This window comes from Salmonella sp. NW722, assembly GCF_051702785.1.
Classification (GTDB): Bacteria; Pseudomonadota; Gammaproteobacteria; order Enterobacterales; family Enterobacteriaceae; genus Salmonella; species Salmonella enterica.
Map to the genome: position 1 here is coordinate 33,239 of NZ_JAMMIN010000011.1, position 26,182 is coordinate 59,420.

Consider the following 26,182-nt stretch of genomic DNA (forward strand, 5'->3'; position numbering starts at 1 on the left):
TGCGAGAGAAACTGCAATGTTTAAAACACAATCCAATCAGAAGATATCGTTAAGCATCACGCCGACGCCGACACGTGTCTGATTAAAATTATAGTCGATCAGCGATTCGCCATAGCCGCTGTACACCTGGGTATAAAGCCGGACATGTTTAGTGACCGGATAGCTTAATCCAACTTCCGCGCCGCCGTAGCCTGTATTCCAGTTGTACTGGCCTTTGGCGCTTAATACCGCCTCGCCCAGGTGATAACCGATTTTAAGCTGGTAATAACCCATATATTTGGTGATGTCCGGATTATCGTCGGTACTGCCAATCACGTACCACGGTTTGACCTCTACCAGCCAGTTACCGTTTTCGGCCATCAGACGGGTATACAGACGGTTCCAGCTACGCGAGGTGGGGTCCGAACGTCCGTTAGAGTCATGGTTGTAGCCCATCTCTACGTCGCGCAGCGTCCAGCCGGCAAAGCGATAATCGGTAGCAAAACCAAGAAAAAGCTGCGGTTCGTAGTTGGTTTCGCGAAACGGCGAAGACTCTTTACTGTTGGAAAGCTGCCACCAGGATTTCTGCGTATAGGAAGCGCCCAGTACCGAGTTCGGCCCCAGTATTCCGCGCCACAGCGGAAACGCCAGGCTCAACTGAAATTTCACTTCATCTTTACGTGCGTTTTCAGACCAGTTGTAGGTACTTATGGCCTCTTTGTTCAGATCGCTGGTGTTCGTGTAGATCAAGTAGTTCGTGTCATAAGGGTAAAGCGTAAAAGGGTTATCATGCTCCTGTAGCATGTTAGCGATGATACTTCCCCGTACTGCAGGCGCATCATGAACCTCTTTTATCGTAGCTTCTTGTGCATATGCCGCTAATGGCAGTAGCGTGGCTGGCAACAACCCTCTCAAAATCGCCCGCATTCTTGACGTTCTCCTGACGAAGTATTTTCAGCTTGAATCATTCTCTGCCAACCATTTTTACATATTTACACACATAGCCGTTAGTTATCCCTTCTTAAAGTAGAAAACAACAATTAAGAAGCATAATATCAACATTTCATTAACCAATGGAGTGTCAGGAATCTATGTCCGCTGTACTTACCGCTGAACAAGCTCTGAAATTAGTGGGTGAAATGTTTGTCTACCACATGCCGTTTAATCGGGCGTTAGGGCTGGAGCTGGAACGCTATGAAAAAGCGTTCGCCCAACTGGCCTTCAACAACCAGCCGATGATGGTCGGCAACTGGGCGCAAAGCATTTTACATGGCGGCGTGATCGCCTCTGCGCTGGATGTCGCCGCCGGACTGGTATGCGTCGGCAGCACGCTAACTCGCCACGAAACCATCAGCGAAGATGAACTACGCCAGCGCCTGTCGCGGATGGGAACGATTGACCTGCGCGTCGATTACCTGCGTCCGGGCAGAGGCAACCGCTTTACGGCCACCAGTAGCCTGCTGCGCGCAGGGAATAAAGTGGCCGTCGCCCGCGTGGAATTACACAATGAAGATCAGCTGTACATCGCCAGCGCCACCGCTACTTATATGGTGGGATAAAAGCAGGTAAACTGTTGTTACACTTCAGATACGAGTTTTCCGGATGGACGCAAAACAAACACGGCAGGGCGTATTACTCGCTCTTGCCGCCTATTTTATTTGGGGGATCGCCCCCGCGTATTTCAAGCTGATCTATTACGTTCCCGCAGATGAGATCCTGACGCACCGCGTGATTTGGTCATTTTTCTTTATGGTGGCGCTGCTTAGCGTCAGCCGGCAGTGGCGACAGGTTAAGCGCTTACTGAAAACGCCAAAGAAGATTTTCCTGCTGGCCCTGTCCGCCGTACTGGTCGGCGGTAACTGGCTATTGTTCATTTGGGCGGTAAATAATCACCATATGCTGGAGGCCAGCCTGGGTTATTTCATTAATCCGCTGGTTAACATCTTGCTGGGGATGATTTTTCTTGGCGAACGCTTCCGTCGAATGCAGTGGCTGGCGGTAATTCTGGCGGTGTGCGGCGTGCTGGTGCAACTCTGGACCTTTGGCTCGCTGCCGATTATCGCGCTGGGGCTGGCGTTTAGTTTTGCGTTTTACGGCCTGGTGCGTAAGAAGATCGCCGTTGAAGCGCAGACGGGTATGCTGGTCGAAACGCTATGGCTGTTGCCGGTCGCGGCAATTTATCTGTTTGGCATTGCGGATAGCGCCACCAGCCATATGGGGCAAAACGCACTATCGTTGAACTTGCTGTTAATGGCGGCGGGTGTGGTCACTACGATTCCGCTGCTGTGCTTTACCGGAGCGGCTACGCGTCTGCGTCTTTCTACACTGGGCTTTTTCCAGTATATCGGCCCAACGCTGATGTTTTTACTGGCGGTGACGTTTTATGGCGAAGTGCCGGGCGCGGATAAGATGGTGACATTTGCGTTTATCTGGGTCGCGCTGGCGATTTTCGTGATGGATGCGATTTATACGCAGCGGCGTAAGCATTAAATAATAAAATGGCAGCTATTATCTGGCTGCCATTTTATGTTATTTCTTTTTAGTAAATAGCAATACAATAAATAATATAATATTTGTTACTGGAAACACGCCCAACACACCAATAAACTTATTCCAACCAACAAACGTTAAATAACGGGCATGGATCTGGCAAAAGCCGAATCCCAACGCTATTCCAATCCCCCTCAAATTTAATGAAGTACAAATCGACAGTACAACGAGCAGGACAATAGCAATCACCCACCATCCAATCCAGGCTTTAATGAATTCGGCTTTAGAAAAAGGGTCTTTACCAAAATAAACTTGCCAGAAATTTTTCTCTTGCATTTTATGAAATCCATTCATTGAAATTGTTAATTACCAGATAATATATTTAATTATTATCTATTGCTGTGCAACGTAATTATCATGCCATTATTTACCATTACTGTCATTAGAAAATTCAGTGTGATATATTTACATGTGAGGCCTGAAGTTGGTTATCAATATGGAAAAAATAATATGATTAGGATTATTAAAGATATTTTTCACCCTTCCCCCAAGGATACATTGAAGCGAGCAAAGTTTGTTATTTATACATTATCATCATGGATAATATTATTTACTATAATGCCTAAAAACCAATATCTTGATTTAATATTTATTATTGTCAATACCTATATCCATATTAATATTGGCGCGAAGAGAATCAGAGATTCAGGTTGCAGGGCACTTTATTTCATCGCATTGTCTATAGGTGTAAATGTCTTCTGTACAGTCAGTGTCGCACTCAATGGGGCTGATTGCGATAATATTGGTATACAACTCAATATTGCCTGGGTAATACTCACAACACTACTGCTATCTTTCATCGCTTCTTCAAAACAAGAACTTTCCTCATGATGAAGAACTTCCAACGGACTGGCGGTTAAATCGCCAGTCCGTTGATTTTACAACCAGTTCTTGCGCTTAAAGTACAGATACGGCGCAAGCCCCGCCAGAATCATAAAGATAATCGCGCCTGGATAACCAAAGCTCCACTTCAGTTCCGGCATAAACTCGAAGTTCATCCCATAGCTGGAAGCGACCAGCGTCGGCGGCAGGAACACCACGGAAACCACCGAGAAGATTTTGATAATGCGGTTCTGCTCAATGTTGATGAAACCCATCGCCGCCTGCATCAGGAAGTTCACCTTCTGGAACAGCGATTCATTGTGCGGCAGCAGAGATTCGATATCGCGCAGGATCTCACGCGCCTGCTCCAGCTGTCCGCCCGGTAAGCGCGCCTTGCGCACCAGGAAGTTCAGCGCGCGTTGGGTATCCATCAGACACAGGCGTACCTTCCAGCCGATATCTTCCAGTTCCGCCAGCGTGGAGAGCGCTTCGTCGTATTCATCGCCCTGATGCCCTTCCATAATGACGCGGCTCAGTTTTTCCAGATCGCTGTAAATGTTTTCGATCTCATCCGCTAGCTGTTCAATTTTGGTTTCGAACAGATCGAGCAGTAATTCATAAGCATTACCGTCGACCATCGCCTGGCTGCGGGCGCGCATACGATACAAACGGAAGGCGGGCAGTTCGCGTTCACGCAGCGTAAACAGACGGCCATCGCGAATAGTGAATGCCACCGTAGAGTTACCGGCATGATCTTCCGCATCTTCGAAGAAGAAGAAGGAGTGGATATGCAGTCCGTCTTCGTCTTCAAAGAAGCGCGCGGATGCTTCGATATCTTCCAGTTCAGGACGCGTCGCCAGACTCTGGCCCAGCTCAGATTGTACGCGCAATCGCTCGTCGTCGTCCGGTTCGACCAAATCGACCCATACGGCATCAATCAGGCTTTGTGACTCCTCGACTTCCAGCCGGGTCAGTCGGTTTTTTTCCAGTTGAAATGCGCTCAGCATGACCGGGACTCCCAATGCGTAAAAATATCGGACAGTTCAGATGGGCACACAGAAACAAATTGGGTTTCAGACCATTAAACAGCCTGACTCAACGCGACGGGAAAAAATGAAAGGTCGCTGACAACCGCTAAGGCTATCAGCAAAAAGGGATAGCCTTAGGAGTTGATCCTGGATGACAGGATAATGAGCCAGTATCTACTGGGTGTGTCCAAGGCGAATGTCCTCTTAGCGTAATCGTGGGCGCATGTTACGCCAGCAAAAATTTGCCGTCAACACGCAACGAAACGCGAAAAAGCAATAATTTCCCCTTATGCAGAAAGGTTAGCAGAGTGAGAGTATTTATCTATGATTTCAGAGTATTAACATCAATATATCGCCGGATGGCGGCTTCGCCTTATCCGGCCTACAAATCAAAATGTTAGCCAGCGCGTAGGCCGGATAAGAGGCGTCATCCGGCAATATGAGAGTCGGTCAAACCGTTTCCAGCTTCGCATATGCGGCAACCAGCCATTTGATCCCTTGCCCCTGAAAAGCCACCTGCAACCGGCTATGTTCGCCGCTGCCCTCCAGGTTGACAATAGTTCCCTCGCCGAACTTCGCATGGCGCACGCGTTGGCCGAGTTTGTAGCCTGTGTCGTTTTCCGCCAGCGGCGTTCCCATTCGTTGATGGCTCACCGGACGACTGACGGTGGCGCGCAGACGGACCTCTTCCACGCACTCTTCCGGCAACTCGCCGATAAAACGCGACGGGCGATGATAAACCTCTTTACCATACAGACGGCGAGTTTCGGCATAGGTTAGCGTCAGTTTCTGCATGGCACGGGTAACGCCGACGTAGGCCAGACGACGCTCCTCTTCCAAACGCCCGCCCTCATCCAGCGACATCTGGCTGGGGAACATGCCCTCTTCCATGCCGACGATAAACACCTGCGGAAACTCCAGCCCTTTGGCCGAGTGCAGCGTCATCAGCTGCACCGCATCCTGCCAGGTATCCGCCTGCCCCTCGCCCGCTTCCAGCGCCGCGTGAGAGAGGAAGGCCTGCAACGGCATCAAATCTTCATCTTCGTCGTTGTAGCTGAACTGCCGCGTCGCCGTCACCAGTTCCTCTAAGTTTTCGATGCGCGTCTGGCCTTTCTCGCCTTTTTCTTGCTCATACATGGTGCGCAGGCCGGAATCTTTGATCACCCGGTCAGTCTGCACATGCAGCGGCATGTCGGCGGTTTCCTGCGCCAGAGCGTCGATCAGTTCCATAAAGCGTTGTAGCGCGCTGGCCGCACGCCCGGCCAGGGCTTTTTCCTGTAACAATTCACGGCACGCCTGCCACAATGTTAGCTGGCGATCGCGCGAGGTCTGGCGCACCACGTCCAGCGTGCGGTCGCCGATGCCGCGCGTTGGGGTATTCACCACGCGTTCAAAGGCGGCATCATCGTTGCGATTGGCAATCAAACGCAGATAAGAGAGCGCATCTTTGATCTCCTGGCGTTCGAAGAAGCGCATCCCGCCGTAAATGCGGTACGGCATACTGGCCTGTAATAACGCTTCTTCCAGCACGCGCGACTGGGCGTTGCTGCGATAAAGGATGGCGCATTGCGCAAGCGCGCCGCCGTTGTCCTGCCAGGTTTTGATACGATTAACCACAAAGCGCGCTTCATCCAGTTCGTTGAAAGCGCAGTACAGCGATATCGGTTCGCCATCAACGCCGTCAGTCCATAGCTTTTTACCCAAACGCCCATTGTTATTCTCAATCAGAGCGTTCGCCGCGCTAAGGATGTTGCTGGTCGAGCGGTAATTCTGCTCCAGACGAATGGTCTGCGCGCCGGGGAAATCATTGAGGAAGCGCTGGATGTTCTCTACCTGGGCCCCGCGCCAGCCGTAAATCGACTGGTCATCGTCGCCGACAATCATCACTTTACCGGTATCGCCCGCCAGCAGACGAACCCAGGCGTACTGAATGTTGTTGGTATCCTGGAATTCGTCCACCAGGATGTTAGTAAACCGCTCGCGATAGTGTTGCAGGATGTGCGGCTTGTTCAGCCATAGTTCATGAGCGCGCAGCAGTAGCTCGGCAAAATCCACCAGACCAGCGCGATCGCACGCTTCCTGATAGGCCTGATACACCTTCTGCCAGGTCTGCTCCACCGGGTTGCCATAGCTTTGGATATGGTGCGGGCGTAGCCCTTCGTCTTTCTGGCTATTGATGTACCACATCGCCTGACGCGGCGGCCACTGCTTCTCATCAAGATTCATCGCCTTAATCAGGCGTTTAAGCAAACGCATCTGATCTTCGCTGTCGAGAATCTGGAAATCCTGCGGCAAATTAGCGTCCATATGATGCGCGCGCAGCAGGCGGTGCGCCAGACCGTGGAACGTCCCTACCCACATTCCGCCCTGGCTGGTCCCCATCAACTGGCCAATACGATGGCGCATTTCCGCCGCCGCTTTGTTGGTAAAGGTCACCGCCATGATGGAGTATGGCGAGTTGTTTTCTACGCTCAGTAACCAGGCGATACGGTGCACCAGCACGCGGGTTTTCCCGCTTCCCGCGCCCGCCAACACCAGCATGTTGCTACGTGGCGCGGCCACCGCTTCGCGCTGTTTATCATTAAGGCTGTCGAGCAGGTAAGAAACGTCCATTGGCACCGCCGCGTAAAAACATGAAAACTAAAAACGCCCGGGGCGCTTCGCTTACCGGGGCTACTTATCGTAGGGCGGATAAGCATAGCGCCATCCGCCAGAATAACTGGGAATTTATACAGAACTACTGGTGATTATATCAGCGAGGTGAGAGATGCCAACCGCGAAATTTCGATATGCGGCAGTAAACGGCTGTCCTGCGTCCGCATCAGGTCGGCATTTTCAGGTTTAATCCAGCAGGCCTGCATCCCACAGCGAATAGCGCCAGCCACATCGGTAGTCAGATCGTCGCCGACATGCAGGATCTCGCCGATCGGCACATGCAGCTTTTCCGCCGCCAGGAAATACATGTCGCTAAACGGCTTGGAACGTCCATCCGGGCCGGCGCGCAGTACAAACTTAAAGTAATCGCCGAGGCCAAACAGTTCCGGCTGGGCATTGCCGTTAGTGATCGCCACCAGCGGCCATTTTTTCGCAAGCTGCTGTAATGTCTCATGGGTAGCCTGCGGAACCTCAATCTGGCTGCGCCATTTGGCAAAATGCATCATCGCCGCATTCGCGCCGGCAATGGCCTCCTGCGCCGATAATCCCGCATCCCGCATGGCCTGCTCTATCGCGCGATGGCGCCAGCGGGTAACGTCATGATAGATTTCCGGCTCCGCTTCACGCACCGCCTGCCGTATCCGCTGTAAATCGACGTTTTGAAACGAACGTAGCGACGGGTGATAATTTTGCATAAAAGCGAGCGCTTCCTGCTCAGTACGCAAAATCACCGGACGGTTATCATAAAGGGTATCATCCAGGTCAAAGGTGAGCGCGGCAATACGCCCCAAAGGCCGGTAAAAACGCATTATTTCCCCCGTTTAGCGCGCGGATGCGCCGCGTCGTACACTGAAGCAAGGTGTTGAAAATCAAGATGAGTATAAATTTGGGTGGTGGAAAGGTTGGCATGACCCAGCAGCTCTTGCACGCCGCGCAGATCGCCGCTCGATTCCAGCATATGGGTCGCGAACGAATGGCGCAGCTTATGTGGATGCACGTGGCTGTTTAGCCCCTGCTTTATGCCCCATTCGGCGAACCGTTTTTGGACATTGCGCGCGGAGATACGCTTGCCGAGCTTCGACAGGAATAACGCCTCTTCATCGCTGGCGAACAGGCCGCGCAGATCCAGCCAGTGCTCAATCCACGTCACCGCGTTACGGCCAATCGGCAGGCGTCGCTCTTTGCTGCCTTTACCCATTACCCACACTTCGCCGGTATCAAGATCGAGGTGCTTTATATCCAGGCCAACCAGTTCGGATAAACGCAGCCCCGCGCCGTACATGACCTCCAGCATCGCCCGATCACGTACGGCGAGCGGATCGTTAAGATCGATGTCCAGCAGGCGGTTAACGTCGTCGACATCAATATTTTTCGGCAGATGACGCGGCGCTTTCGGTGCGGAGACACCCTTCGCCGGGTTAGCTTTCAATTCGCCCTGACTGACTAACCAGTCAAAAAAGCTTCGCAATGCCGAGAGACGTAGCGCCAGACTGGCAGGGCCAAGCCCTTTGCGCCGACTGCGCACCGCAAAACTGCGCACAATCGCAGCGTCACATTGTTGCCAGCTTTTCAGCCCGGTTTCTCCGGCTAAAGCGATAATGGCATCAAGCTGACGCTGGTAGTTCAGCAGGGTAATGGGGCTAAGCTGGCGCTCCACGCCTAAATAGCGCAGGAACCGCGAGACATCCTGAGAAAGCGCGACATCCGTCATACGCGTTTAATCCAGCGTTCCAGCAGTTCCGGCAGCATCAGCGCGATCTCCTGTAAAAGCTGCGTCCCCTGCCCCGGCTGATAGTGGTGCGGGTCACGGCTGCTGAAGAGAATCACCCCGAGGTCGCCATCGCTGCCCATCATCGACATAGCTACCGAGCCTACAGCCTTCGCCTCCGGCAAGACCACCAGCAGTTCCGGGCCGTTTAGCGGGCCAAGATAATGCTGCGACTGTCCCAGTCGTTGAATACGCAGCGGCTCGAAGGCCTGACGGTTTAAAGCCAGATGCGTATAGCGCGATGGCGCGCCAAGACGCCACCGATCCGGGAACAAACGCAGCGTCGCGCCGGCAAGCCCCAAATCGCGCGCCCAGCGGTGAAACCGCATCAGCATCTCATCCAGACTATCCGCGGCGACCAGACGGCTTTGCAGATGCAGCAAGCGATAAAACAGGCTTTCATTGGCATGAGCCTGTTCCATCAGCAGCGTCATATTTTCTTCAAGCACATTGATGTGATTACGCGCGCGGGCCATATGCCACTCAACGAGCGAAACCGTTCCCCGCACGGGATGTGGAACACGCATCGCTTCCACGGCATGGGCGTTACGGATAAAAAACTCAGGGTGGTGGCGCAGGTAATCGACGACCGCTCGATCGTCCAGTTCCGTGAGCGTTTCCTGTAGTTCTTCCTCTGGTTGCTTCATAAATGGATAAATCCGTCGTAGATATGTGCCGCCGGACCAGTCATGTATAACGGATGACCCGGACCTTTCCAGGCGATATCCAGCCGACCGCCCGGTAATTCCACGCGTACTTCTTCAGCCAGCAGCCCCTGCTGAATCCCCACGGCAACGGCAGCGCACGCGCCGCTGCCGCACGCGCGGGTCTCCCCTGCGCCGCGTTCATAGACTCGCAGCCGGATATGCTCACGTCTTACAACCTGCATAAAACCAATGTTGGCGCGTTCCGGAAAACGCTCATGGCTTTCCAGAACCGGCCCCAGTGTTTCAACGGCCGCCGTGTCGACGTTATCAACCTGAATGACACAGTGCGGATTACCCATTGAAACCACGCCGCACAATATGGTCTGTTCCGCCGCTCGCATAATATACGTCTTTTCCGCTTTGTTGGCGCGAAAAGGCACCTGCGCGGGTTCAAAGTTTGGCTCGCCCATATTGACGCGTACCAGTTCATCTTCCGTGACGCTCAGTACCATCCGGCCATTCGCGGTACTGACCCGAATGTCGCGTTTATTGGTTAGCCCTTTCAGGCGAACAAATCGCGCGAAACAGCGCGCGCCATTGCCGCACTGCGAGACTTCACTGCCGTCGGCGTTGAAGATGCGGTAATGAAAGTCCAACTCAGGATCATAGGGCGGCTCAACCACCAGCAGCTGATCGAACCCTACGCCCAGGTGTCTGTCGGATAGCCGACGAATCAGTTCCGGCGAAAAAAAGACATTCTGCGTTACCGCGTCGACGACCATAAAATCGTTGCCAAGGCCATGCATTTTAGAGAATTGCATCATTCACTCCGTTCACGCGGGGACAGAAAACTATCCTCAGTAATTGACCTGGGACGGGCCATCTCCCGTTGCGCGATCGTTCTTATCGGGCATCGTGGACTGCGTTTGCGAATCGACTTTTTTCGTCGGCGGCGGCGCATTTTTATCGGCTGGCGGGAAATAAAGCGGCCCTTTCAAACCGCAGCCCGTCAGGCTGAACAGAGTCAGAAGTACAGCGAGTGTCTTAAACACGTTTTTCATTATGGATTGCCTGTAAGTTCATGCTTTCTATTTTCTATCATCGCAGGAGAAGGCGTAAAAGCAAGCGTTTAGGGGCTCTTTATAAAATCTGAAAAGCGGCGCGTTGCCATGATTATTGCGCATTTACATCAGGGAACATGCTTTGCTAATCACTTTAGGTTTACGTACCACGTCCGGATGACCTTATGCAATATCGTAATTTGTTTTGCCTTTTTTCGCTTTCACTTCTGCTGCCTCCCGCCTGGGGATGCCGGCTGAGTGAATCTCCGCACAATGTTTATCAACGGCAAGGCAGCGGCGTGGTTTATCTTCAGCCAGAAGAGGAGAACAATCTTTCGTTGCCGGAGGTGAATTTCAAACGCCTGCGTCGGTTACCCAATTCATTGATTAACCCGGCAACTCAGGGCTGGAACTGGATAGCCCAGCCCCCTTCCTGAACCGGAAAATTAACGCCGGAAAAGAGCACGGCTATTTTATGCGTGATAGCCAGCAAGGTCAGGGTATTCAGGTCTTTAGCATCAATGGGCCGCTAAAAGTCACCGAGCGTTTTGCGTATGACAACCGCTATGTTTATACGTGGATTGGCAGCCAGCTTTACCGAACAGCATCCCCCTGCCCGGATAAGACGCATACTCTGAATAGGAACGTCATGTACACCAATAATAAAGATATCATCATCATAACGCAGGCGCAGGAATGCCAAAAATGACGCCGCTAAACCGTTTTGCGCACTTGATTAAACATCTGAAAAACGCCCTTCGGGGCGTGGGGATCGGTTCATGCATTTACGTCATTGTTGAAAGCGTTATGCACGGCACGATAAACGGTGTTGAAGCTGCCGGGGTTCTGACGATAAGCGCGGTACTCGGTCTGCTTAGCGCTCTTTTGGATATCAAAGCAAAGCCGCGCGCCCCCTTAATCCTGTTGCATTTTCTCCTCTGCGGCGGCTGCGTCGCGCTGATGGTGGCAATGCTGTCGGCTCTGAACCATTTCCCGGTTAATGCGTCCGTCATACTTATCACCAGTGCGCTATTTATCGTCATTTATCTACCGCTGGGTTTTATCCTTTACCGCTCACAACGGTAATTCGTATCGGTTCCAGAAGCTGACGCTTCCCCTTATACTGGCGCTATCACTCAATAGCGGGATAAAACAATGAACGACAGTGAATTTCATCGCCTTGCCGACACTCTGTGGTTAGCCATTGAAGAACGTCTGGACGACTGGGATGGCGACAGCGATATCGACTGTGAAATCAACGGCGGCGTGCTGACCCTCAGCTTTGAGAACGGCAGTAAGATCATTATTAACCGTCAGGAGCCGTTGCACCAGGTGTGGCTGGCGACCAAACAGGGCGGCTATCATTTCGATCTGAAAGGCGACGAGTGGGTTTGCGATCGCAGCGGCGAAACCTTCTGGGATCTGCTGGAGCAGGCGGCGACGCAGCAAGCGGGTGAAAAGGTGAGTTTTCGTTGATTTATTTGCCGGATGCGCTTTGCTTATCCGGCTTACTGTAGGCCCGGTAAGGCGTAGCCGCCACCTGGCGAAAATCCTCAGGAAAAATACTGCTGCAATAGCGGCGCGTCATGATCCTGGTTTGCTGGCGGCACGGTGTTGATAGGCTGCGTACGGAATGGGATCACCTGCTCGCGGCCATCGGTTTTCACTATCTGGTAGAACTGCGGCAGGTTAAAGTTGATAAAACTGGAGCCATACGTGAAGCGATCGTGCGATGACGAATAGAAGCGACTGACGTCGCGCACCAGTTCTTCCTTGCTACCTTCGCAGTGGTGATACACTTCCGCCCGGTTACTTTCATCCAGAATATAAATATTAAAGCCTTTCTCATCGCCCGTTTCTTCAAAGAAGAACTGAATGATCCCTTCGCTGGCGAAGCCATCCACCACTGACGGCAATTTCACCTGGTTGGTTTCCACCTGTACCGACAGCCCGTGCAGCTTGTTATGCGAAATCGCGCCGTAGAATTCGATAGCGTTCTCCAGCTTCTGCACCGAGACATTCAAGCGTTCGAAGAATAGTCCCCACGTCTGCCCGGAAACCCGCAGCGCCTTGAAGCGACCGGTCTCCTGACGGGTGCTGGAAAGACGTAGCTCGATACATTCGGAGACCAGTTGCTGCACGCGGGTGCGAATCAGACCGCGAAGATGCTGACTGTAGCAGAACACTTCGACGCTATCCGGCGGCGCGGCATCCTGGTGCATTTTCCCCAGAATCGTTTTCAGCGCTTCGATCATCGCCTGCTCGCCGTTAAAGTGCAGAGTACGCACTTCGTTCCACGAGTTGCGATATAACAAGTCGATACTGCCTATCAGACAGTTTTGCTCTTCGCCAAAGCTGAAAACGTCCAGCTTACGGAAGTCAAAATGAACCACCTTATTGCGAAACGCCGCCGTCGGGTCATATTCGAGGTTAACGATAATCGCCAGATGGCGAATTTCACAGGGGCTGTAGAGCGCTTTCGGCGTCGGAGCAGGCAAGCGCAGCGGGAAATGGTGCGAAACATCGGCGACCATCTCCTGCAACTTAGGCAGGTCGACAATACCGTTGCCCTTAATAAACAGATGCGTTCGCGACGTCAGCAGGCCGTTGAACCACGCCCACGCGACCAGCTTATTAAGATAACGGTTATATTCCAGCGGCTGATGGCTGATGATGGAATCCATGTTCGGCGCGCGGTTGTAGAGATACCAGCCTGAACGGTTGGCGCGTCCCGGCGGCACATGGATAAAGGTTAAATTCGGCTCGGACAGATCCGGCGATATCTGCGGGTTCACCAGCGTGACTTTACCCGGCAACGCTTCAAAAGCCGCGTACAGCTTACGCGTCAGTACGCCGATATCCTGCGGGCTGGCACTCACGCTGAGGTTGTTGCGCCGCGCAAAGCGAATCAGATTACGATAGCTTTGCATCATGGCGTCGAGCAATTCGTTGTGAGCTTCGCGCACCTGATCGATTTTCCAGTTTGCGCGATTATCGAGCATGGTCAGACGCGCGTCGTCCCATCCCCACTCGCTGACTAACTGGCTTAATACTTCCCGACGCCAGCCTACGCAGGCGCGCTCGCGACTTAATTTCTCGCACACTTTCAGGTAAAAGCAGCGGCGGACTAAATCCAGCCGCGTCGGATCTTCGATCGCCGTCAGGTATTCAGTGACCCGTTCCAGCATCATGCAGTAGGGATCGAGTCCAAACGATACGATTTCACCGTCATGCAGACGTTGTTTAATATCTTTCGCCAGCAGACGTGGGTTGGGATATTCCCATGAGTAGGCTTCCAGCAGCAGCGTTTTCAGCACCGCTTTGTACGGCGAGTCAATGCTCTTGTATAGCTGCCACAGGCTGGCGCCAAAGTACTCTTCGGCGGAGAGCGAGCTTAAGCCCCCCAGATCCAGCCATTCGTTTGGCGTTAATACGCCCTGCGCGTAGAGCGTCATGACATAGTCGTCGTAATGCTCTTCTTCGTCGCACGGCACCATACTCCACAGGATACGCTTCCCGGCCAGGCGCACAGCGGTACGATAAAACTCATCAAGCAACAGGATATGCTGCGTAGAACCACAGTCTTCCCCGCCCAGACTGCCGCTTTCGTTATGGCGGAAACGGTTCTCGTCGATCAGGAAGAAGCTCACCTCAACGCCAAGCGAGGCGGCCCAGCTTTCCAGCAGGCTACACTTACGTTGCAGCAACTGACGCTCTTCACCGTCGAGCCAGGACTGATGGCACACCCAGATATCCAGGTCGGACGAGCAGCTCTGCCCGACCGAGGAGGTGCTACCCATAGTGTAAACGCCGGTAATCGGCAGCTCGCCCTTCGGCGGGTCCTGCGGCGTCATACCGCGGTACAGCTCAAGTTCGTTCAGATAGTGGCGTTGGGTTTCATCAGGCGTGTAGAAGCAAATACCGCTGGGAACGTTACCATCAAGGTAACCCGGCATCAGTGGATGGTGATAGTGCAATAATGTCGGCAGAAGACTGTAAACCTGCTGAAAAGCGGGTCCCATGGCAGCAAGCGCGCGATCCACACGCAGTTGATTTATGGCATCCAGTCTCTGTTTCAGAGTCTCAATATAGAGGTACAAGACGTATCGCCTGATGTTGCTACCCGTCATGGTGCAGGTCAGTACTTGACCGTCGCCATTCGGGATAAACCGTATGTCAAAAATAACCGTTACCCTTTCTCGTCTGCATATTTTTATCTAATACCGACGAAAAAATGGTCTAAAACGTGATCAATTTAACACCTTGCTCATTGACCGTAAAGAAAGATGCGCTACATACAAGTGTAGCACCGTTCGCTGCGTGTAAATTCTTAAATACGGGCTGGCGGTTTCTCGTCATTATTCACTGTCATTGACGACACTGCGCCTTATCCTCTCACTCACGGTGACCGGAAAACTAACATACTCTCTATAAGGATGTTAGGATGGTCAATGATTGATAATGACGGTAACAAGCATGTTAGACAATGTTTTAAGAATTGCCACACGCCAAAGTCCCCTTGCGCTTTGGCAGGCACATTATGTCAAAGACGCATTGATGGCAACCCATCCGGGACTGACGGTAGAACTGGTGCCGATGGTCACACGCGGCGACGTGATCCTTGATACTCCCCTGGCGAAAGTGGGCGGTAAGGGACTGTTTGTTAAAGAGCTTGAAATCGCGCTGCTGGAAAAACGCGCTGATATCGCCGTGCACTCTATGAAAGACGTTCCGGTGGCCTTCCCGGACGGTCTCGGTCTGGTGACCATTTGCGAGCGCGAAGATCCGCGCGACGCGTTTGTCTCGAATAAATATCACAGTCTGGACGATCTGCCCGCGGGTAGTATCGTCGGGACATCCAGTTTGCGTCGTCAGTGTCAACTGGCGGAACGCCGTCCGGACCTCATTATCCGTTCGTTGCGCGGCAACGTCGGCACACGTCTCGGCAAGCTGGACAACGGCGACTATGACGCCATTATCCTGGCCGTGGCCGGTCTGAAACGCTTAGGTCTGGAGTCGCGCATTCGCACAGCCTTGCCGCCCGACGTTTCGCTTCCTGCCGTAGGCCAGGGCGCCGTCGGGATTGAGTGTCGTCTTGACGACGCGCGAACGCAGGCGCTGCTCGCACCGTTGAATCACTCGCAAACCGCGCTGCGCGTAACGGCGGAACGCGCTATGAACACCCGCCTGGAAGGCGGTTGTCAGGTGCCGATTGGCAGCTATGCAGAAATCATCAACGGTGAAATTTGGCTACGCGCGCTGGTTGGCGCGCCGGACGGTTCGGTGATGGTGCGCGGTGAACGTCGTGGTTCTCCCGAGCAGGCGGAGCAAATGGGCATCTCGCTTGCAGAGGAACTGCTGGAAAACGGCGCGCGCGCGATTCTGACGGAAGTTTATAACGGCGAGACGCCCGCATGAGTATTCTGATCACCCGCCCCTCTCCCGCAGGGGAAGCGTTAGTGAGCCGTCTGCGCGCACTGGGGCAGGTGGCCTGGAGTTTTCCACTGATTGAATTTGTCGCCGGCCGGGAGCTACCCACCCTGGCCGACCGCCTGGCGACGCTCGCGGAAAACGATCTGGTTTTTGCCCTTTCACAGCACGCCGTCGCCTTTGCTCACGCCCAGCTCCAGCGGGATGGTCGAAACTGGCCTGTGGCGCCGCGCTATTTCGCGATTGGCCGCACCACGGCGCTCGCCCTTCATACCGTTAGCGGGTTCGATATTCGTTATCCATTGGATCGGGAAATCAGCGAAGCCTTGCTACAATTACCTGAATTACAAAATATTGCGGGCAAACGCGCGCTGATTTTGCGTGGCAATGGCGGCCGCGAACTGCTGGGCGAAACCCTGACAGCTCGCGGAGCCGAAGTCAGTTTTTGTGAATGTTATCAACGATGTGCGAAACATTACGATGGCGCGGAAGAAGCGATGCGCTGGCATACTCGCGGCGTAACAACGCTTGTTGTTACCAGCGGCGAGATGTTGCAACGGCTCTGGTCGCTGACTCCCGAGTGGTATCGTGAGCACTGGTTACTACGCTGTCGGCTATTGGTCGTCAGTGAGCGTCTGGCGCACCTCGCCCGGGAACTGGGCTGGCAAGATATTAAGGTCGCTGATAACGCCGACAACGATGCGCTGTTGCGCGCATTACAATAACTCTCATAATGGGATGCCATAATGACGGAACAAGAAAAATCCTCCGCCGTGGTTGATGAGACCAGGGAGAGCGTGGAAACCACGCCACAGCCAGTTAATACCGAGAAAAAAAGTAAGAACGGCGCCGCGCTGGTATTAAGCGCGGTGGCGATTGCGATTGCCCTGGCGGCAGGTATTGGGCTTTATGGCTGGGGAAAACAGCAGGCAACCGCGCAAACGGAAACCAGCGATGCACTGGCGACGCAACTGACCGCCTTGCAAAAGGCGCAGGAGAGCCAAAAAGCGGAGCTGGAAGGGATTATCAAAAAACAAGCGGCGCAGTTAGAAGACGCGAATCGCCAACAGGCGGCGCTGGCGAAACAGCTTGATGAAGTACAACAAAAAGTCGCCACTATTTCCGGCAGCGATGCTAAAACCTGGCTGCTGGCGCAGGCTGATTTCCTGGTGAAACTCGCCGGACGTAAGCTGTGGAGCGATCAGGACGTCACTACCGCCGCTGCGCTGCTCAAAAGCGCTGACGCCAGTCTGGCGGACATGAATGACCCCAGCCTGATTACCGCACGACGCGCGATTACTGACGATATCGCCAGCCTGTCATCCGTTGCGCAGATCGACTACGACGGCATTATTCTCAAGCTCAATCAGCTCTCTAACCAAATCGATAACTTGCGTCTGGCGGATAACGATACCGATGGTTCGCCGATGGATTCAGACAGCAGCGAGCTGTCCAGCTCGCTAAGCGAATGGCGCGTTAACCTGCAAAAAAGCTGGCAGAACTTTATGGACAGCTTTATTACCATTCGCCGCCGCGATGATACTGCCGTACCGCTGTTGGCGCCCAACCAGGACGTCTATTTACGCGAAAATATTCGCTCCCGCCTGTTAGTCGCCGCGCAGGCCGTGCCACGCCATCAGGAAGAAACATACCGTCAGGCGCTGGATAACGTTTCGACCTGGGTTCGCGCTTATTACGATACTGACGACGCCGCGACAAAAGCCTTCCTGGAGGAGGTCGATAAATTAAGCCAGCAAAATATCACGATGGATCTGCCGGAAACCCTGGGAAGCCAGGCGATCCTTGAAAAACTGATGCAAACCCGCGTGCGTAATCTGCTGGCGCAACCGACAGTCTCTACGGCAGCGCCTGCCACGCAGACAGACGCTCCGGCAGCCGCGCCGCAAGGAGAATAATGATGCTAAAAGTATTATTGCTCTTTGTGTTGTTGCTCGCGGGTATCGTGGTCGGCCCGATGATAGCCGGTCACCAGGGCTATGTGTTAATCCAGACCGATACCTACAACATTGAAACCAGCGTCACCGGACTGGCGATCATTCTCATCGTCGCTATGGTGGTGCTATTCGCCATTGAGTGGTTGCTACGCCGTCTGTTTCGTACCGGCGCGCACACCCGCGGTTGGTTTGCCGGCCGTAAACGCCGTCGCGCCCGCAAGCAGACCGAACAGGCGCTGCTGAAGCTGGCGGAGGGCGACTATCAGCAGGTTGAAAAGCTGATGTCAAAAAATGCCGACCATGCTGAACAACCGGTGGTAAATTATCTGCTGGCGGCAGAAGCGGCACAGCAGCGCGGCGATGAAGCGCGCGCTAATCAGCACCTTGAACGTGCGGCAGAGCTGGCGGGGAACGACACCATCCCGGTCGAGATCACGCGCGTGCGCTTACAGCTGGCGCGCAATGAAAATCACGCAGCGCGTCACGGCGTGGACAAACTGCTGGAGGTCACGCCGCGTCACCCGGAAGTTCTGCGTCTGGCGGAGCAGGCCTATATTCGCACCAGCGCATGGAGTTCTTTACTGGATATCATCCCATCCATGGCGAAAGCGCACGTCGGCGATGAAGCGCATCGCGCCATCCTCGAACAACAGGCGTGGATAGGACTCATGGATCAGGCGCGTGCCGAGCAGGGCAGCGAAGGATTACGCACCTGGTGGAAAAACCAAAGCCGTAAAACCCGCCATCAGGTGGCGCTGCAGGTCGCAATGGCCGAGCATCTGATCGAGTGTGACGATCATGATATGGCGCAGCAGATTATCATCGACGGTCTGAAACGCCAGTATGACGATCGGCTGGTGCTGCCCATTCCTCGCCTCAGAACCAATAATCCGGAACAACTGGAGAAAGTGCTGCGCCAGCAAATCAAGACGGTAGGCGATCGCCCGCTGTTATGGAGCACGCTCGGCCAGTCGCTAATGAAACACGGTGAATGGCAGGAGGCGACCCTGGCTTTCCGCGCCGCGCTGAAACAACGCCCGGACGCGTATGATTATGCCTGGCTTGCCGATGCGCTTGATCGACTGCATCAACCGGAAGAGGCCGCCGCCATGCGGCGCGACGGCCTGATGCTGACATTACAGAACAATCCCCCGCAGTAATTCCCTCTTGCCCGGTGGCGCTTCGCTTACCGGGCCTACCGCCTACACAAAATCATTCGGGATGCATAAAAAAACGCCTGCCCGGTTAAGGGGCAGGCGTCAAAACAGGTCTGTATGACAACATAAAGGGGTGCTTCACTCAACGTTGTGTCCAGGGTGTTTGATGAGGCGTAAGCGACATCTGTCAGTGGACGATAAGCACCGTAAACGGCTCTGCATCATTCCTGAGTTTATGAGGCCAGAAGGCGAACATAAGAGATGGAATGAGCATCTACCCGTACATTATTGCACATAACGTGCCATCTTTGCACCGCTAAAAAACAGGCGCAGGCGTTAAAAAAACGTAGAGAATTCACGCGATTGACATCCCCCCGCTGCTGGCGAGGTTTTAGCGTGTCGCCCGGCGGAGACAGAACAGGATGCTTTTTATAAAGTGATTATAAATCAATAGATTATTCGTCACCGAATAGCGACAAATAAAGTCTGGGATATCGCCAATAAACCATAATGGCAACACGTGCGGGATAAGTAGTTGAAAATGAACAGAAAACAAAAAACCCCGCCGAAGCGGGGTTCAAAATTGGTCGGCGAGAGAGGATTCGAACCTCCGACCCACTGGTCCCAAACCAGTTGCGCTACCAAGCTGCGCTACTCGCCGATATACTGCTTTTTTGAATTTTTAGTTCAATTCATTGAGTCGTGGTGCGAGGGGGGGGACTTGAACCCCCACGTCCGTAAGGACACTAACACCTGAAGCTAGCGCGTCTACCAATTCCGCCACCTTCGCGTTTCACAACTCTATATTAATGGGGTGGCTAATGGGATTCGAACCCACGACAACTGGAATCACAATCCAGGGCTCTACCAACTGAGCTATAGCCACCACTGAAACTTTTTACGCGGTATTAAACCACCGCAGCTCAAGCACCTAAATAAATGGTACGCCCGACAGGATTCGAACCTGAGACCTCTGCCTCCGGAGGGCAGCGCTCTATCCAGCTGAGCTACGGGCGCTTAGCGCCGTTGCGGGGGTGGATAATACGGACTTCACACCCCGCTGTCCAGTGCCTTTTTAAATAAAATGCGCGTTTGGTTATGCTTTGCGCATTTTGGCGCTTATTCCCCCACCTTGTGGGCGGTTCCGTGACGATTCAGACCGAAAACTTTGTAGACCAGCGTGACGGCCAGCAGGAAGATGACGCCGACAAACAGCGACATGCGCGTATCTTCATTAAAGTACATGCCGATTAAAACGCAAACCAGAAACGCCATCGTCAAATAGTTCGCCCACGGAAACATAATGGAACGAAAAGGATGATCCGCAATCGCTTCTTTATGCGCCCGACGAAAGCGCAGTTGGCTAATCAGAATGACAAACCACGGCACCATCCCCGGCAGTACGCTGGCGCTATAAACGTAAACAAAGACGCGCTGCGGATTGGGGATGATGTAGTTCAGGCAAGAACCTACCAGCAAAATCAAAATAGAGAGCGCCACGCCCGCGACCGGCACGCCGTGGCGAGAGACTTTCGCGACTGCCGCCGGCAGTTGACGGTTTTTCGCCAGCGCGTAAAGCATACGCCCACAGCTATACATTCCGCTGTTACAGCCGGAGAGCGCCGCCGTCAGCACGACAAAGTTGATAATGCCCGCCGCAGCGGTGATGCCGATTTTCGCGAAGGTGAGCACAAAGGGACTGCCGTTACTGCCAATCTCATTCCACGGGAAAATGGTGACGATCACGAAAATCGCGCCAACATAAAAAATCAGGATACGCCACAGCACTTTACCCACCGCGCTACGCAACGTCACCTGCGGATTCTTCGCTTCACCGGCGGTAATACCGATCAACTCAACCCCCTGATAAGAAGCCACCACGATACATAATGCGGTCAGAAAGCCTTTCCAGCCGCCGGCAAAAAAGCCGCCATGCTCGGTCAGATTACCAAAGCCAATCGCCTGGCCGCCGTTACCAAAACCGAAGAAAATCACCCCCAGGCCGATGATGATCATCACAATAATCGTGGTGACTTTGATCATCGCAAACCAGAACTCGATTTCACCATACAGGCGCACCGCAGCCAGATTCGCCAACGCGACCAGTCCGACGGCAATCAGCGCCGGTATCCACTGCGCCATCTCCGGAAACCAGAACTGGACGTAGACCCCAATGGCGGTAATTTCCGAGATCCCGACCGCCATCCACATAAACCAGTATGACCAGGCGGTAAGATAGCCAAAAAAAGGACTCATATACCGGTGGGCGTACACGGCAAAGGAGCCGGTAACAGGTTCCAGAAAGAGCATCTCCCCCATCGAACGCATGATGAAAAAGACGAACAATCCGGCGATGATATACGCCAGCAGCACTGACGGGCCCGCCCATTTCAGCGTACTGGCGGCGCCCATAAAGAGTCCGACGCCGATGGTGCCCCCGAGGGCAATCAATTCAATATGACGAGCTTCCAGCCCACGCTGTAGCTCCGGTTTTTTCTCTGCCATAAATCCTCATGTCGTGTTTGCAACGGTTCCGGTAGTACCGGTTATTGTTATGGGTACATCGATTGTTGCGAATATTTTCTTAAATTTGGACAAATGGCAAATGGAGCATTAAAAAAATGCACTTATTGTGTAAGAAATCATCGATTATGTTGTAAATGAGCAGCGCCATAAGCACAATCCGCTGCTCAAGTCATTAGAAGGGAGAATTAGAGATCGCCAGTATAGTGCCAGCGAAGGTAGCGCAGCAGACGCATCTGGCGGGTAATACGCTTCGGTTGAGAAAGCAGACGATACAACCACTCCAGCCCCAGGTTCTGCCATATTTTTGGGGCACGTTTGACGTGACCGGTAAACACATCATAGGTACCGCCCACCCCCATATATAGCGCATGGGGATGCACTTCCCGACAATCGCGCATGAGCAATTCCTGTTTTGGCGATCCCATCGCGACGGTGACAATTTTCGCGCCGCTGGCATGGATACGCGCAAATAGCGCCTGACGCTGCTCCGGCGTAAAGTAACCGTCCTGGCTACCCACAATATTGACGTTCCACTGCGTCCGCAGTTTTGCTTCCGTCTGCGCCAGCACCTCAGGCTTGCCGCCGACAAGAAATACCGGTGTGCCTTCTTTACCCGCGCGCGCCATTAACGCTTCCCAAAGGTCGGCGCCAGCCACGCGAGAAACCTGCGCCTGCGGAAATTTTTTACGTATTGAACGCACCACGCTGATGCCATCGGCATATTTAAATTCCGCCGCCGCTATCAACGCGCGGACTTCCGGATTATCTTCCGCCGTCAGCAGCTTTTCGGCGTTGATCGCCACCAACGTGCCTTGCTTCAGTTGACCATCGGCAAACAGATAATTCAGCGCATGTGACATGTCGCGCCAGCCAATCAGAGGTAATCCACGCAGCGAGTAAAGGGGCGCAGCGGCATTATTGGTCATAGTTTTCCTTCCACCTGTGCCTGAGGGAGCGAAGTTGTACGTTTATGAATCAGTCCGGCGCTATCAAATAACCAGAACAGAAGCTTAGCGACCAGCAGGCTGGCGCCAAAAACCACCAGGAAGAAAACCACGCGCGAAACAAACGAATCCAGCCCTTCTCGCGCCAGCACAATCATATTAAAGATGGCGCCAAAGCAGAAACTGTGCAGAATCGCCGCCTTATAGCGATTGGGCTCCCGGTTACCCAGTTCATACAGCCAGTCGAACCATTTGATAATCAGCCCGACGACGATCGCGCCGAGCGGAATAAACAGCGCCCCGCCCATGACCACCAGCGATCCGATAAGCGTTGGCGATATCGCCAGGCCAGAATGGTTGTTCAGGACTTCCCAGGTGAAGTAATTCGCAGAATTCAGCACGATACTGGGTCGTCCCGGCCATAACCAGGTGGGAATAAAGACGTAGAAATCACGCACGATAGGGGCCAGCCCCTGAAAATCGATATTGTGGTAATTTTGCAACAGCAGCGCCAGATTCTCCCACGGCGAAAAGGTATCGCGCGTCAGATAAAGAAACGTATAGAACGCCTCATCGCCGCTCACATTTAATCCGTAGCGTTTGAGCGCCAGCCAGAACATACCGACAATCCCCAGCACGCCCGCCGCTGCCAGCATCCACAGGCTGATCCAGCCCCGAATAATGCCGATAAACAGGAAGATAGCAAACGCAATAATGATGTTGGCGCGCGTGCCGCCGACAATCATGTAGGTCAACAGGCCAAACGCGACGGTGCTCACCAGAAAAAACAGCCACGCTTTGCTGTCCTGGCGCAGGAAATAGACCACCAGCATCGCCGGAATGAAGAAATAGAAGAACCGTTTTAACGCCACGCCGGAGACTTCGCTGGAAAATATCTGGCTGTAGGAGTGCAGCCGGAACAGCAAAAAGCCGTTATGCATAAAGAAAATCGCCACGCTCACCAGCGCGATGCCCATCAGGATCACCCAGGTAAGGTGGGTTTCCACCCGGTTCATGGTAAATAGCGGCTTGCGTGGTACATCCACAACGCGTTTGCGTAAACGCGTTTTATAGGTCACGTAATACACGCCGTAGAAACAGGCGGCGGATAATAGAGCCTGCAATAAGATTTCCGGCGGCGCGACGCCAACGTCGAAACGAAATACCAGCACGCTGGTTAGCGGAAAACCAAAAAAGAAGGTCAACAAAAACAGCAACGAAAAGAAAACGTTGAAGTTAAAACGCACGCGGCGGAATTCAAACCAGGTCAGCGTGGCGATAAACAGCGTAGAGAGCAGCCAGACCACCAGCAGCCCGCTGAATTGCATTAAACTCATTCGGCTTCTCCTGCGGCGATTCTCAACGCATTATGCCACGGCTGCAGGTAGTTGGGGCTAAAGAAGGTGATGCCGCTTTTATCTACCGATGCGAGCTGACGCTGCGCCTCGCGCACGACCTGCTCATTAAGATCGTCCGTGGTAAACAGGACGGGCAGATGCTGTTCCGCCATATCCTGCCAGAAAGGATTGTCGCGGTTCAGTACGCACGGGATATCGGCCTGAATTAGCAGACACAACGTCCCGATCCCCTGTTGGCGGGCAAAAATAAAATAACCGAGGTCGCACTGGCGCAAAAGCGCAAGATAGGCATCAAATTCCATTTTTTCGCTAAGAATTTGTAGATTTTTGGCGCTAAATAGCGCCAGGCCGGCCTGGCGAACCTCATCAATATAGGCCTGGTTATTGGCCGGATAGCCCATCGGTACCACCACGTTTACCGTGTCGCCAAACTGCTGATACACCGCCCGTAACGCCGCAATATGTTGGTTACTGCGATCGCCGGAGTTCCCTACTAAAATGGTCAATTTTCCCGCACGTTGGCACTCTTTTGCCATAGCATTCAGGGAAGGATCCATGCGCGTCGGGAAATAGAGCAACTCGCCGCGTACGTCCGGATGCTGGCGCGCAAAATAGCTGAGATCGCCGCGCGTCGCGAATACGCACCCTACTCGCCCCTGCGCGATACGACGAAGCGGGTAGAAAAGGCGGAATTTCAGCCCGTTGGACACTTCGTAGAGATCCGCGCCCCAGATATGCCAGTAAAACTGAGCTGGCTTAATACCGCCGCTTAACAGCGCCAGCCACAGGCTGGTGTTGAACTGACCGTGAAAGAAGAATCTCTGTCGACGATTTGCTTTCGCTTTGGCGATGACCGCCTGCGCCAGCGCTTTCTTACTGCCATAAAAACGAAGCGAGAGCGCCGGGCAGCTTTCCGTGAAGCCATTATCTTCGCCAGCAACCATAAATTCGCGCGCGTGCTCGCTTGTGGCGGCCAGCGTATCATTGAAAAACCGCAGCACGGTGTGGTTATGGTGAGGGATATCCGATCCCAGGACGTGAATCAGTACAGTCATGCTCGCCTACGCCAGAGTAAAAATACGCCGCAACAAAGTGAAAAATAGACAATATAGGTGGCCATATAAGCCTGTGCCGCACCCAGCGCGCCGTGAGCGGGAATCAGCCAGTGAGCGAACGCCGTTAACAGAATGAACTGGCTAATTTCAGCCAGAATGTAAAATCGCAACGACGCTTTGGCAATCACCAGATAACCGAAAACATAGGCGCCGACTTTCAGCACGTCGCCCACTAACTGCCAGGCGAACAGATCGCGCATCGCGGTGAATTTGGCGGAAAAAAGCAGCCAGATAGCAAAATCGCGCAGTAGCCAGACGGTAAAACTCGCCGCCGCAACCGCTGGTAAAACAAATTTCAGCGCTTTTACCACTTCACGCGTAATGTCCTGTTTTTCCGTCAGGCGTGAGAGCGTGGGTAACAGGTAAACGCTGAAGGAGGCGGTGATAAATTGCAGATAGGCGTCAGAAATACTGCTTACGCCCTGCCAGATCCCGACATCGCTCCAGCTATAGTGCGCGGCCAGTTGGTTTCGCATCATCACATAGGCAACCGGCATCGTAACGGAGGTAATCAGCGCCATCAGGGTAAATTTACTGAGCTGCCCTGCCAGACCGTTGTTCCAGGAGGGCTTGAGATAGCGTAGCGGGACGGTGCCGCGCTTAATCAGTATCATACCGGCAGGTACTACCACCAGCGCCGGCACCAACGCCAGACCAAGCAGAGCGCCTTCATAGCCGCCGACACGGTAGCAGAGATACCAGGCGGCGACGCCCAAAAAGCTGCCGACAATTAACGATAAGGCATTACCCGACGCGTCACGAAAGCCCTTCATTAGCGCCAGCAGCAGGTTCGCCCAGGCGATCCCCATTTGTACCAGCGCAACCAGACGCACCAGCCCTTGATAGTCCGTGTGACCGAACAATCCCTGGCTAATCGGTGCCGCCGCCAGCAGGAAGACCAGCGCCAGCAGCGTAGAGAACCCCAATACCATCGCGGAGGAGGTTCCCACCACGGTACGTAACTGCGCCGGGTCATCATGATGTTGTGCGACAAGTTTGGTAACGCCGTTAAATATCCCGGCGCCAGCCAATACGCCCAGCACGGTGATCATCTGGCGGAAGTTACCCGCTTGTCCGACGCCCGACGGACCAAAAGAGACGGCCAGTAGTTTCACCACCAGCAGTCCGGCGCCAATTTTTACCAGCGTACTGACCGCCGTCCACAGGGAGGCTTTAGCAAGCGACAT

General features: G+C 53.5%; 26 protein-coding genes, 4 tRNA genes and 1 pseudogene. 11 read left to right on the forward strand and 20 right to left on the reverse strand.

From position 1 onward, the window contains the following. Nucleotides 1-36: 36 nt before the first annotated feature. A complete protein-coding gene (gene pldA, locus NA330_RS21470; RefSeq protein WP_001201692.1) occupies nucleotides 37-906 on the reverse strand; it encodes a phospholipase A in 870 nt (289 codons plus the stop codon). Nucleotides 907-1,070: 164 nt separating this feature from the next. Between pldA and yigI the strand changes: the two genes are divergently transcribed. Further along, nucleotides 1,071-1,538 (forward strand): acyl-CoA thioesterase YigI, encoded by a 468-nt coding sequence (yigI, locus tag NA330_RS21475; RefSeq protein WP_001277136.1) that lies wholly within the window; start codon nucleotides 1,071-1,073, stop codon nucleotides 1,536-1,538. 43 nt (nucleotides 1,539-1,581) lie between these two features. Then, entirely contained in the window at nucleotides 1,582-2,469 is an 888-nt protein-coding gene (rarD, locus tag NA330_RS21480) for an EamA family transporter RarD (RefSeq protein ID WP_001631499.1), read from the forward strand. 39 nt (nucleotides 2,470-2,508) lie between these two features. Here rarD and NA330_RS21485 read toward each other — a convergent pair whose 3' ends face one another. Next, the gene (locus tag NA330_RS21485) at nucleotides 2,509-2,805 is read right to left on the reverse strand and encodes a hypothetical protein (protein WP_001156607.1); all 297 of its coding nucleotides are present in this window, start codon (nucleotides 2,803-2,805) and stop codon (nucleotides 2,509-2,511) included. Between the two features lie 174 nt (nucleotides 2,806-2,979). Here NA330_RS21485 and NA330_RS21490 point away from each other — a divergent pair, with 174 nt between their 5' ends. Next, complete coding sequence (locus NA330_RS21490; RefSeq protein ID WP_023139942.1) at nucleotides 2,980-3,360, forward strand: hypothetical protein; 381 nt, start codon at nucleotides 2,980-2,982, stop codon at nucleotides 3,358-3,360. A gap of 47 nt (nucleotides 3,361-3,407) precedes the next feature. Here NA330_RS21490 and corA read toward each other — a convergent pair whose 3' ends face one another. From corA to lptM, 8 genes are all read right to left on the reverse strand, one after another. Further along, complete coding sequence (corA, locus tag NA330_RS21495; protein WP_000947139.1) at nucleotides 3,408-4,358, reverse strand: magnesium/cobalt transporter CorA; 951 nt, start codon at nucleotides 4,356-4,358, stop codon at nucleotides 3,408-3,410. A 155-nt stretch (nucleotides 4,359-4,513) separates the two neighbouring features. Beyond that, a complete protein-coding gene (ysgD, locus tag NA330_RS21500; protein ID WP_212723238.1) occupies nucleotides 4,514-4,570 on the reverse strand; it encodes a YsgD/CorL family protein in 57 nt (18 codons plus the stop codon). Nucleotides 4,571-4,829: 259 nt separating this feature from the next. Then, on the reverse strand, nucleotides 4,830-6,992 hold the full coding sequence (gene uvrD, locus NA330_RS21505; RefSeq protein ID WP_000383436.1) for a DNA helicase II: 2,163 nt from the start codon (nucleotides 6,990-6,992) through the stop codon (nucleotides 4,830-4,832). A 134-nt stretch (nucleotides 6,993-7,126) separates the two neighbouring features. Then, complete coding sequence (gene yigB, locus NA330_RS21510) at nucleotides 7,127-7,843, reverse strand: 5-amino-6-(5-phospho-D-ribitylamino)uracil phosphatase YigB (protein WP_001213560.1); 717 nt, start codon at nucleotides 7,841-7,843, stop codon at nucleotides 7,127-7,129. Continuing rightward, the gene (gene xerC, locus NA330_RS21515) at nucleotides 7,843-8,745 is read right to left on the reverse strand and encodes a tyrosine recombinase XerC (RefSeq protein WP_000132874.1); all 903 of its coding nucleotides are present in this window, start codon (nucleotides 8,743-8,745) and stop codon (nucleotides 7,843-7,845) included. Before xerC ends, yigB begins: the two co-directional genes overlap by 1 nt. Then, the gene (locus NA330_RS21520; protein WP_000812760.1) at nucleotides 8,742-9,449 is read right to left on the reverse strand and encodes a DUF484 domain-containing protein; all 708 of its coding nucleotides are present in this window, start codon (nucleotides 9,447-9,449) and stop codon (nucleotides 8,742-8,744) included. The genes xerC and NA330_RS21520 overlap by 4 nt, the downstream gene beginning before the upstream one ends. Continuing rightward, the gene (dapF, locus tag NA330_RS21525) at nucleotides 9,446-10,270 is read right to left on the reverse strand and encodes a diaminopimelate epimerase (protein WP_001160671.1); all 825 of its coding nucleotides are present in this window, start codon (nucleotides 10,268-10,270) and stop codon (nucleotides 9,446-9,448) included. The genes NA330_RS21520 and dapF overlap by 4 nt, the downstream gene beginning before the upstream one ends. Nucleotides 10,271-10,306: 36 nt before the next feature. Continuing rightward, nucleotides 10,307-10,510, reverse strand: coding sequence for an LPS translocon maturation chaperone LptM (gene lptM, locus NA330_RS21530; protein ID WP_000799903.1), 204 nt, complete (start codon nucleotides 10,508-10,510; stop codon nucleotides 10,307-10,309). A gap of 185 nt (nucleotides 10,511-10,695) precedes the next feature. Between lptM and NA330_RS21535 the strand changes: the two genes are divergently transcribed. The 4 genes and pseudogenes from NA330_RS21535 (at nucleotide 10,696) to cyaY (ending at nucleotide 11,986) form a co-directional block, all read left to right on the forward strand. After that, entirely contained in the window at nucleotides 10,696-10,947 is a 252-nt protein-coding gene (locus NA330_RS21535; protein ID WP_001621231.1) for a hypothetical protein, read from the forward strand. Then, nucleotides 10,917-11,219, forward strand: a pseudogene (locus NA330_RS21540) (hypothetical protein); the annotation flags it as partial. The gene NA330_RS21535 and the pseudogene NA330_RS21540, both read left to right, overlap by 31 nt. Next, nucleotides 11,207-11,596, forward strand: a complete 390-nt coding sequence (locus NA330_RS21545; protein WP_023194999.1) for a DUF3021 family protein — start codon at nucleotides 11,207-11,209, stop codon at nucleotides 11,594-11,596. The pseudogene NA330_RS21540 and the gene NA330_RS21545, both read left to right, overlap by 13 nt. Nucleotides 11,597-11,665: 69 nt before the next feature. Next, on the forward strand, nucleotides 11,666-11,986 hold the full coding sequence (cyaY, locus tag NA330_RS21550; protein ID WP_023241740.1) for an iron donor protein CyaY: 321 nt from the start codon (nucleotides 11,666-11,668) through the stop codon (nucleotides 11,984-11,986). A gap of 77 nt (nucleotides 11,987-12,063) precedes the next feature. Here the strand turns inward: cyaY and cyaA are convergent, their stop codons facing one another. Then, nucleotides 12,064-14,610 carry a class I adenylate cyclase gene (gene cyaA / locus NA330_RS21555; protein ID WP_000281719.1) on the reverse strand — a complete coding sequence of 849 codons (2,547 nt, stop codon included), beginning with the start codon at nucleotides 14,608-14,610 and terminating at the stop codon, nucleotides 12,064-12,066. 376 nt (nucleotides 14,611-14,986) lie between these two features. On the opposite strand from cyaA, the gene hemC reads away from it, so the two are divergent. From hemC to hemY, 4 genes are read left to right on the forward strand one after another with little or no spacing between them, the layout of a single operon-like run. After that, nucleotides 14,987-15,928 (forward strand): hydroxymethylbilane synthase, encoded by a 942-nt coding sequence (gene hemC, locus NA330_RS21560; protein WP_001521319.1) that lies wholly within the window; start codon nucleotides 14,987-14,989, stop codon nucleotides 15,926-15,928. Next, nucleotides 15,925-16,665, forward strand: coding sequence for a uroporphyrinogen-III synthase (gene hemD / locus NA330_RS21565; protein ID WP_023241739.1), 741 nt, complete (start codon nucleotides 15,925-15,927; stop codon nucleotides 16,663-16,665). The genes hemC and hemD overlap by 4 nt, the downstream gene beginning before the upstream one ends. A 21-nt stretch (nucleotides 16,666-16,686) precedes the next feature. Next, the gene (hemX, locus tag NA330_RS21570; RefSeq protein WP_000138967.1) at nucleotides 16,687-17,856 is read left to right on the forward strand and encodes a uroporphyrinogen-III C-methyltransferase; all 1,170 of its coding nucleotides are present in this window, start codon (nucleotides 16,687-16,689) and stop codon (nucleotides 17,854-17,856) included. A gap of 2 nt (nucleotides 17,857-17,858) precedes the next feature. After that, entirely contained in the window at nucleotides 17,859-19,055 is a 1,197-nt protein-coding gene (gene hemY, locus NA330_RS21575; protein ID WP_031608315.1) for a protoheme IX biogenesis protein HemY, read from the forward strand. 581 nt (nucleotides 19,056-19,636) lie between these two features. Here the strand turns inward: hemY and NA330_RS21580 are convergent. The 9 genes from NA330_RS21580 to wzxE form a co-directional block, all read right to left on the reverse strand. After that, nucleotides 19,637-19,713 (reverse strand) — tRNA-Pro (locus NA330_RS21580). A 42-nt stretch (nucleotides 19,714-19,755) separates the two neighbouring features. Then, a tRNA-Leu gene (locus NA330_RS21585) sits at nucleotides 19,756-19,842 on the reverse strand. 20 nt (nucleotides 19,843-19,862) lie between these two features. Beyond that, nucleotides 19,863-19,938, reverse strand: a tRNA-His gene (locus NA330_RS21590). A 54-nt stretch (nucleotides 19,939-19,992) separates the two neighbouring features. Further along, nucleotides 19,993-20,069 (reverse strand) — tRNA-Arg (locus NA330_RS21595). A 102-nt stretch (nucleotides 20,070-20,171) separates the two neighbouring features. Then, nucleotides 20,172-21,557 carry a bifunctional threonine/serine APC transporter ThrP gene (thrP, locus tag NA330_RS21600; RefSeq protein ID WP_000818378.1) on the reverse strand — a complete coding sequence of 462 codons (1,386 nt, stop codon included), beginning with the start codon at nucleotides 21,555-21,557 and terminating at the stop codon, nucleotides 20,172-20,174. Between the two features lie 206 nt (nucleotides 21,558-21,763). Continuing rightward, complete coding sequence (wecG, locus tag NA330_RS21605; RefSeq protein WP_000183617.1) at nucleotides 21,764-22,504, reverse strand: lipopolysaccharide N-acetylmannosaminouronosyltransferase; 741 nt, start codon at nucleotides 22,502-22,504, stop codon at nucleotides 21,764-21,766. Next, nucleotides 22,501-23,859: an ECA oligosaccharide polymerase gene (gene wzyE / locus NA330_RS21610; protein WP_000055605.1), complete on the reverse strand. Its 1,359-nt coding sequence runs from the start codon at nucleotides 23,857-23,859 to the stop codon at nucleotides 22,501-22,503. The genes wecG and wzyE overlap by 4 nt, the downstream gene beginning before the upstream one ends. Continuing rightward, nucleotides 23,856-24,935 (reverse strand): TDP-N-acetylfucosamine:lipid II N-acetylfucosaminyltransferase, encoded by a 1,080-nt coding sequence (locus tag NA330_RS21615; RefSeq protein ID WP_023241737.1) that lies wholly within the window; start codon nucleotides 24,933-24,935, stop codon nucleotides 23,856-23,858. The genes wzyE and NA330_RS21615 overlap by 4 nt, the downstream gene beginning before the upstream one ends. Beyond that, nucleotides 24,932-26,182 carry a lipid III flippase WzxE gene (gene wzxE, locus NA330_RS21620; RefSeq protein ID WP_023241736.1) on the reverse strand — a complete coding sequence of 417 codons (1,251 nt, stop codon included), beginning with the start codon at nucleotides 26,180-26,182 and terminating at the stop codon, nucleotides 24,932-24,934. Before wzxE ends, NA330_RS21615 begins: the two co-directional genes overlap by 4 nt.

What these genes read in the sequence shown, in the direction of transcription:
- uvrD (WP_000383436.1), bottom strand. Translation starts at nt 6,992, where the DNA reads ATGGACGTTTCTTACCTGCTCGACAGCCTTAATGATAAACAGCGCGAA.
- rarD (WP_001631499.1), top strand. Translation starts at nt 1,582, where the DNA reads ATGGACGCAAAACAAACACGGCAGGGCGTATTACTCGCTCTTGCCGCC.
- NA330_RS21615 (WP_023241737.1), bottom strand. Translation starts at nt 24,935, where the DNA reads ATGACTGTACTGATTCACGTCCTGGGATCGGATATCCCTCACCATAAC.
- hemD (WP_023241739.1), top strand. Translation starts at nt 15,925, where the DNA reads ATGAGTATTCTGATCACCCGCCCCTCTCCCGCAGGGGAAGCGTTAGTG.
- thrP (WP_000818378.1), bottom strand. Translation starts at nt 21,557, where the DNA reads ATGGCAGAGAAAAAACCGGAGCTACAGCGTGGGCTGGAAGCTCGTCAT.
- wzxE (WP_023241736.1), bottom strand. Translation starts at nt 26,182, where the DNA reads ATGTCGCTTGCTAAAGCCTCCCTGTGGACGGCGGTCAGTACGCTGGTA.
- corA (WP_000947139.1), bottom strand. Translation starts at nt 4,358, where the DNA reads ATGCTGAGCGCATTTCAACTGGAAAAAAACCGACTGACCCGGCTGGAA.
- NA330_RS21490 (WP_023139942.1), top strand. Translation starts at nt 2,980, where the DNA reads ATGATTAGGATTATTAAAGATATTTTTCACCCTTCCCCCAAGGATACA.
- NA330_RS21520 (WP_000812760.1), bottom strand. Translation starts at nt 9,449, where the DNA reads ATGAAGCAACCAGAGGAAGAACTACAGGAAACGCTCACGGAACTGGAC.
- pldA (WP_001201692.1), bottom strand. Translation starts at nt 906, where the DNA reads ATGCGGGCGATTTTGAGAGGGTTGTTGCCAGCCACGCTACTGCCATTA.
- lptM (WP_000799903.1), bottom strand. Translation starts at nt 10,510, where the DNA reads ATGAAAAACGTGTTTAAGACACTCGCTGTACTTCTGACTCTGTTCAGC.
- yigB (WP_001213560.1), bottom strand. Translation starts at nt 7,843, where the DNA reads ATGCGTTTTTACCGGCCTTTGGGGCGTATTGCCGCGCTCACCTTTGAC.
- dapF (WP_001160671.1), bottom strand. Translation starts at nt 10,270, where the DNA reads ATGCAATTCTCTAAAATGCATGGCCTTGGCAACGATTTTATGGTCGTC.
- hemC (WP_001521319.1), top strand. Translation starts at nt 14,987, where the DNA reads ATGTTAGACAATGTTTTAAGAATTGCCACACGCCAAAGTCCCCTTGCG.
- yigI (WP_001277136.1), top strand. Translation starts at nt 1,071, where the DNA reads ATGTCCGCTGTACTTACCGCTGAACAAGCTCTGAAATTAGTGGGTGAA.
- cyaY (WP_023241740.1), top strand. Translation starts at nt 11,666, where the DNA reads ATGAACGACAGTGAATTTCATCGCCTTGCCGACACTCTGTGGTTAGCC.
- NA330_RS21545 (WP_023194999.1), top strand. Translation starts at nt 11,207, where the DNA reads ATGCCAAAAATGACGCCGCTAAACCGTTTTGCGCACTTGATTAAACAT.
- hemY (WP_031608315.1), top strand. Translation starts at nt 17,859, where the DNA reads ATGCTAAAAGTATTATTGCTCTTTGTGTTGTTGCTCGCGGGTATCGTG.
- hemX (WP_000138967.1), top strand. Translation starts at nt 16,687, where the DNA reads ATGACGGAACAAGAAAAATCCTCCGCCGTGGTTGATGAGACCAGGGAG.
- wecG (WP_000183617.1), bottom strand. Translation starts at nt 22,504, where the DNA reads ATGACCAATAATGCCGCTGCGCCCCTTTACTCGCTGCGTGGATTACCT.
- NA330_RS21485 (WP_001156607.1), bottom strand. Translation starts at nt 2,805, where the DNA reads ATGCAAGAGAAAAATTTCTGGCAAGTTTATTTTGGTAAAGACCCTTTT.
- xerC (WP_000132874.1), bottom strand. Translation starts at nt 8,745, where the DNA reads ATGACGGATGTCGCGCTTTCTCAGGATGTCTCGCGGTTCCTGCGCTAT.
- NA330_RS21535 (WP_001621231.1), top strand. Translation starts at nt 10,696, where the DNA reads ATGCAATATCGTAATTTGTTTTGCCTTTTTTCGCTTTCACTTCTGCTG.
- wzyE (WP_000055605.1), bottom strand. Translation starts at nt 23,859, where the DNA reads ATGAGTTTAATGCAATTCAGCGGGCTGCTGGTGGTCTGGCTGCTCTCT.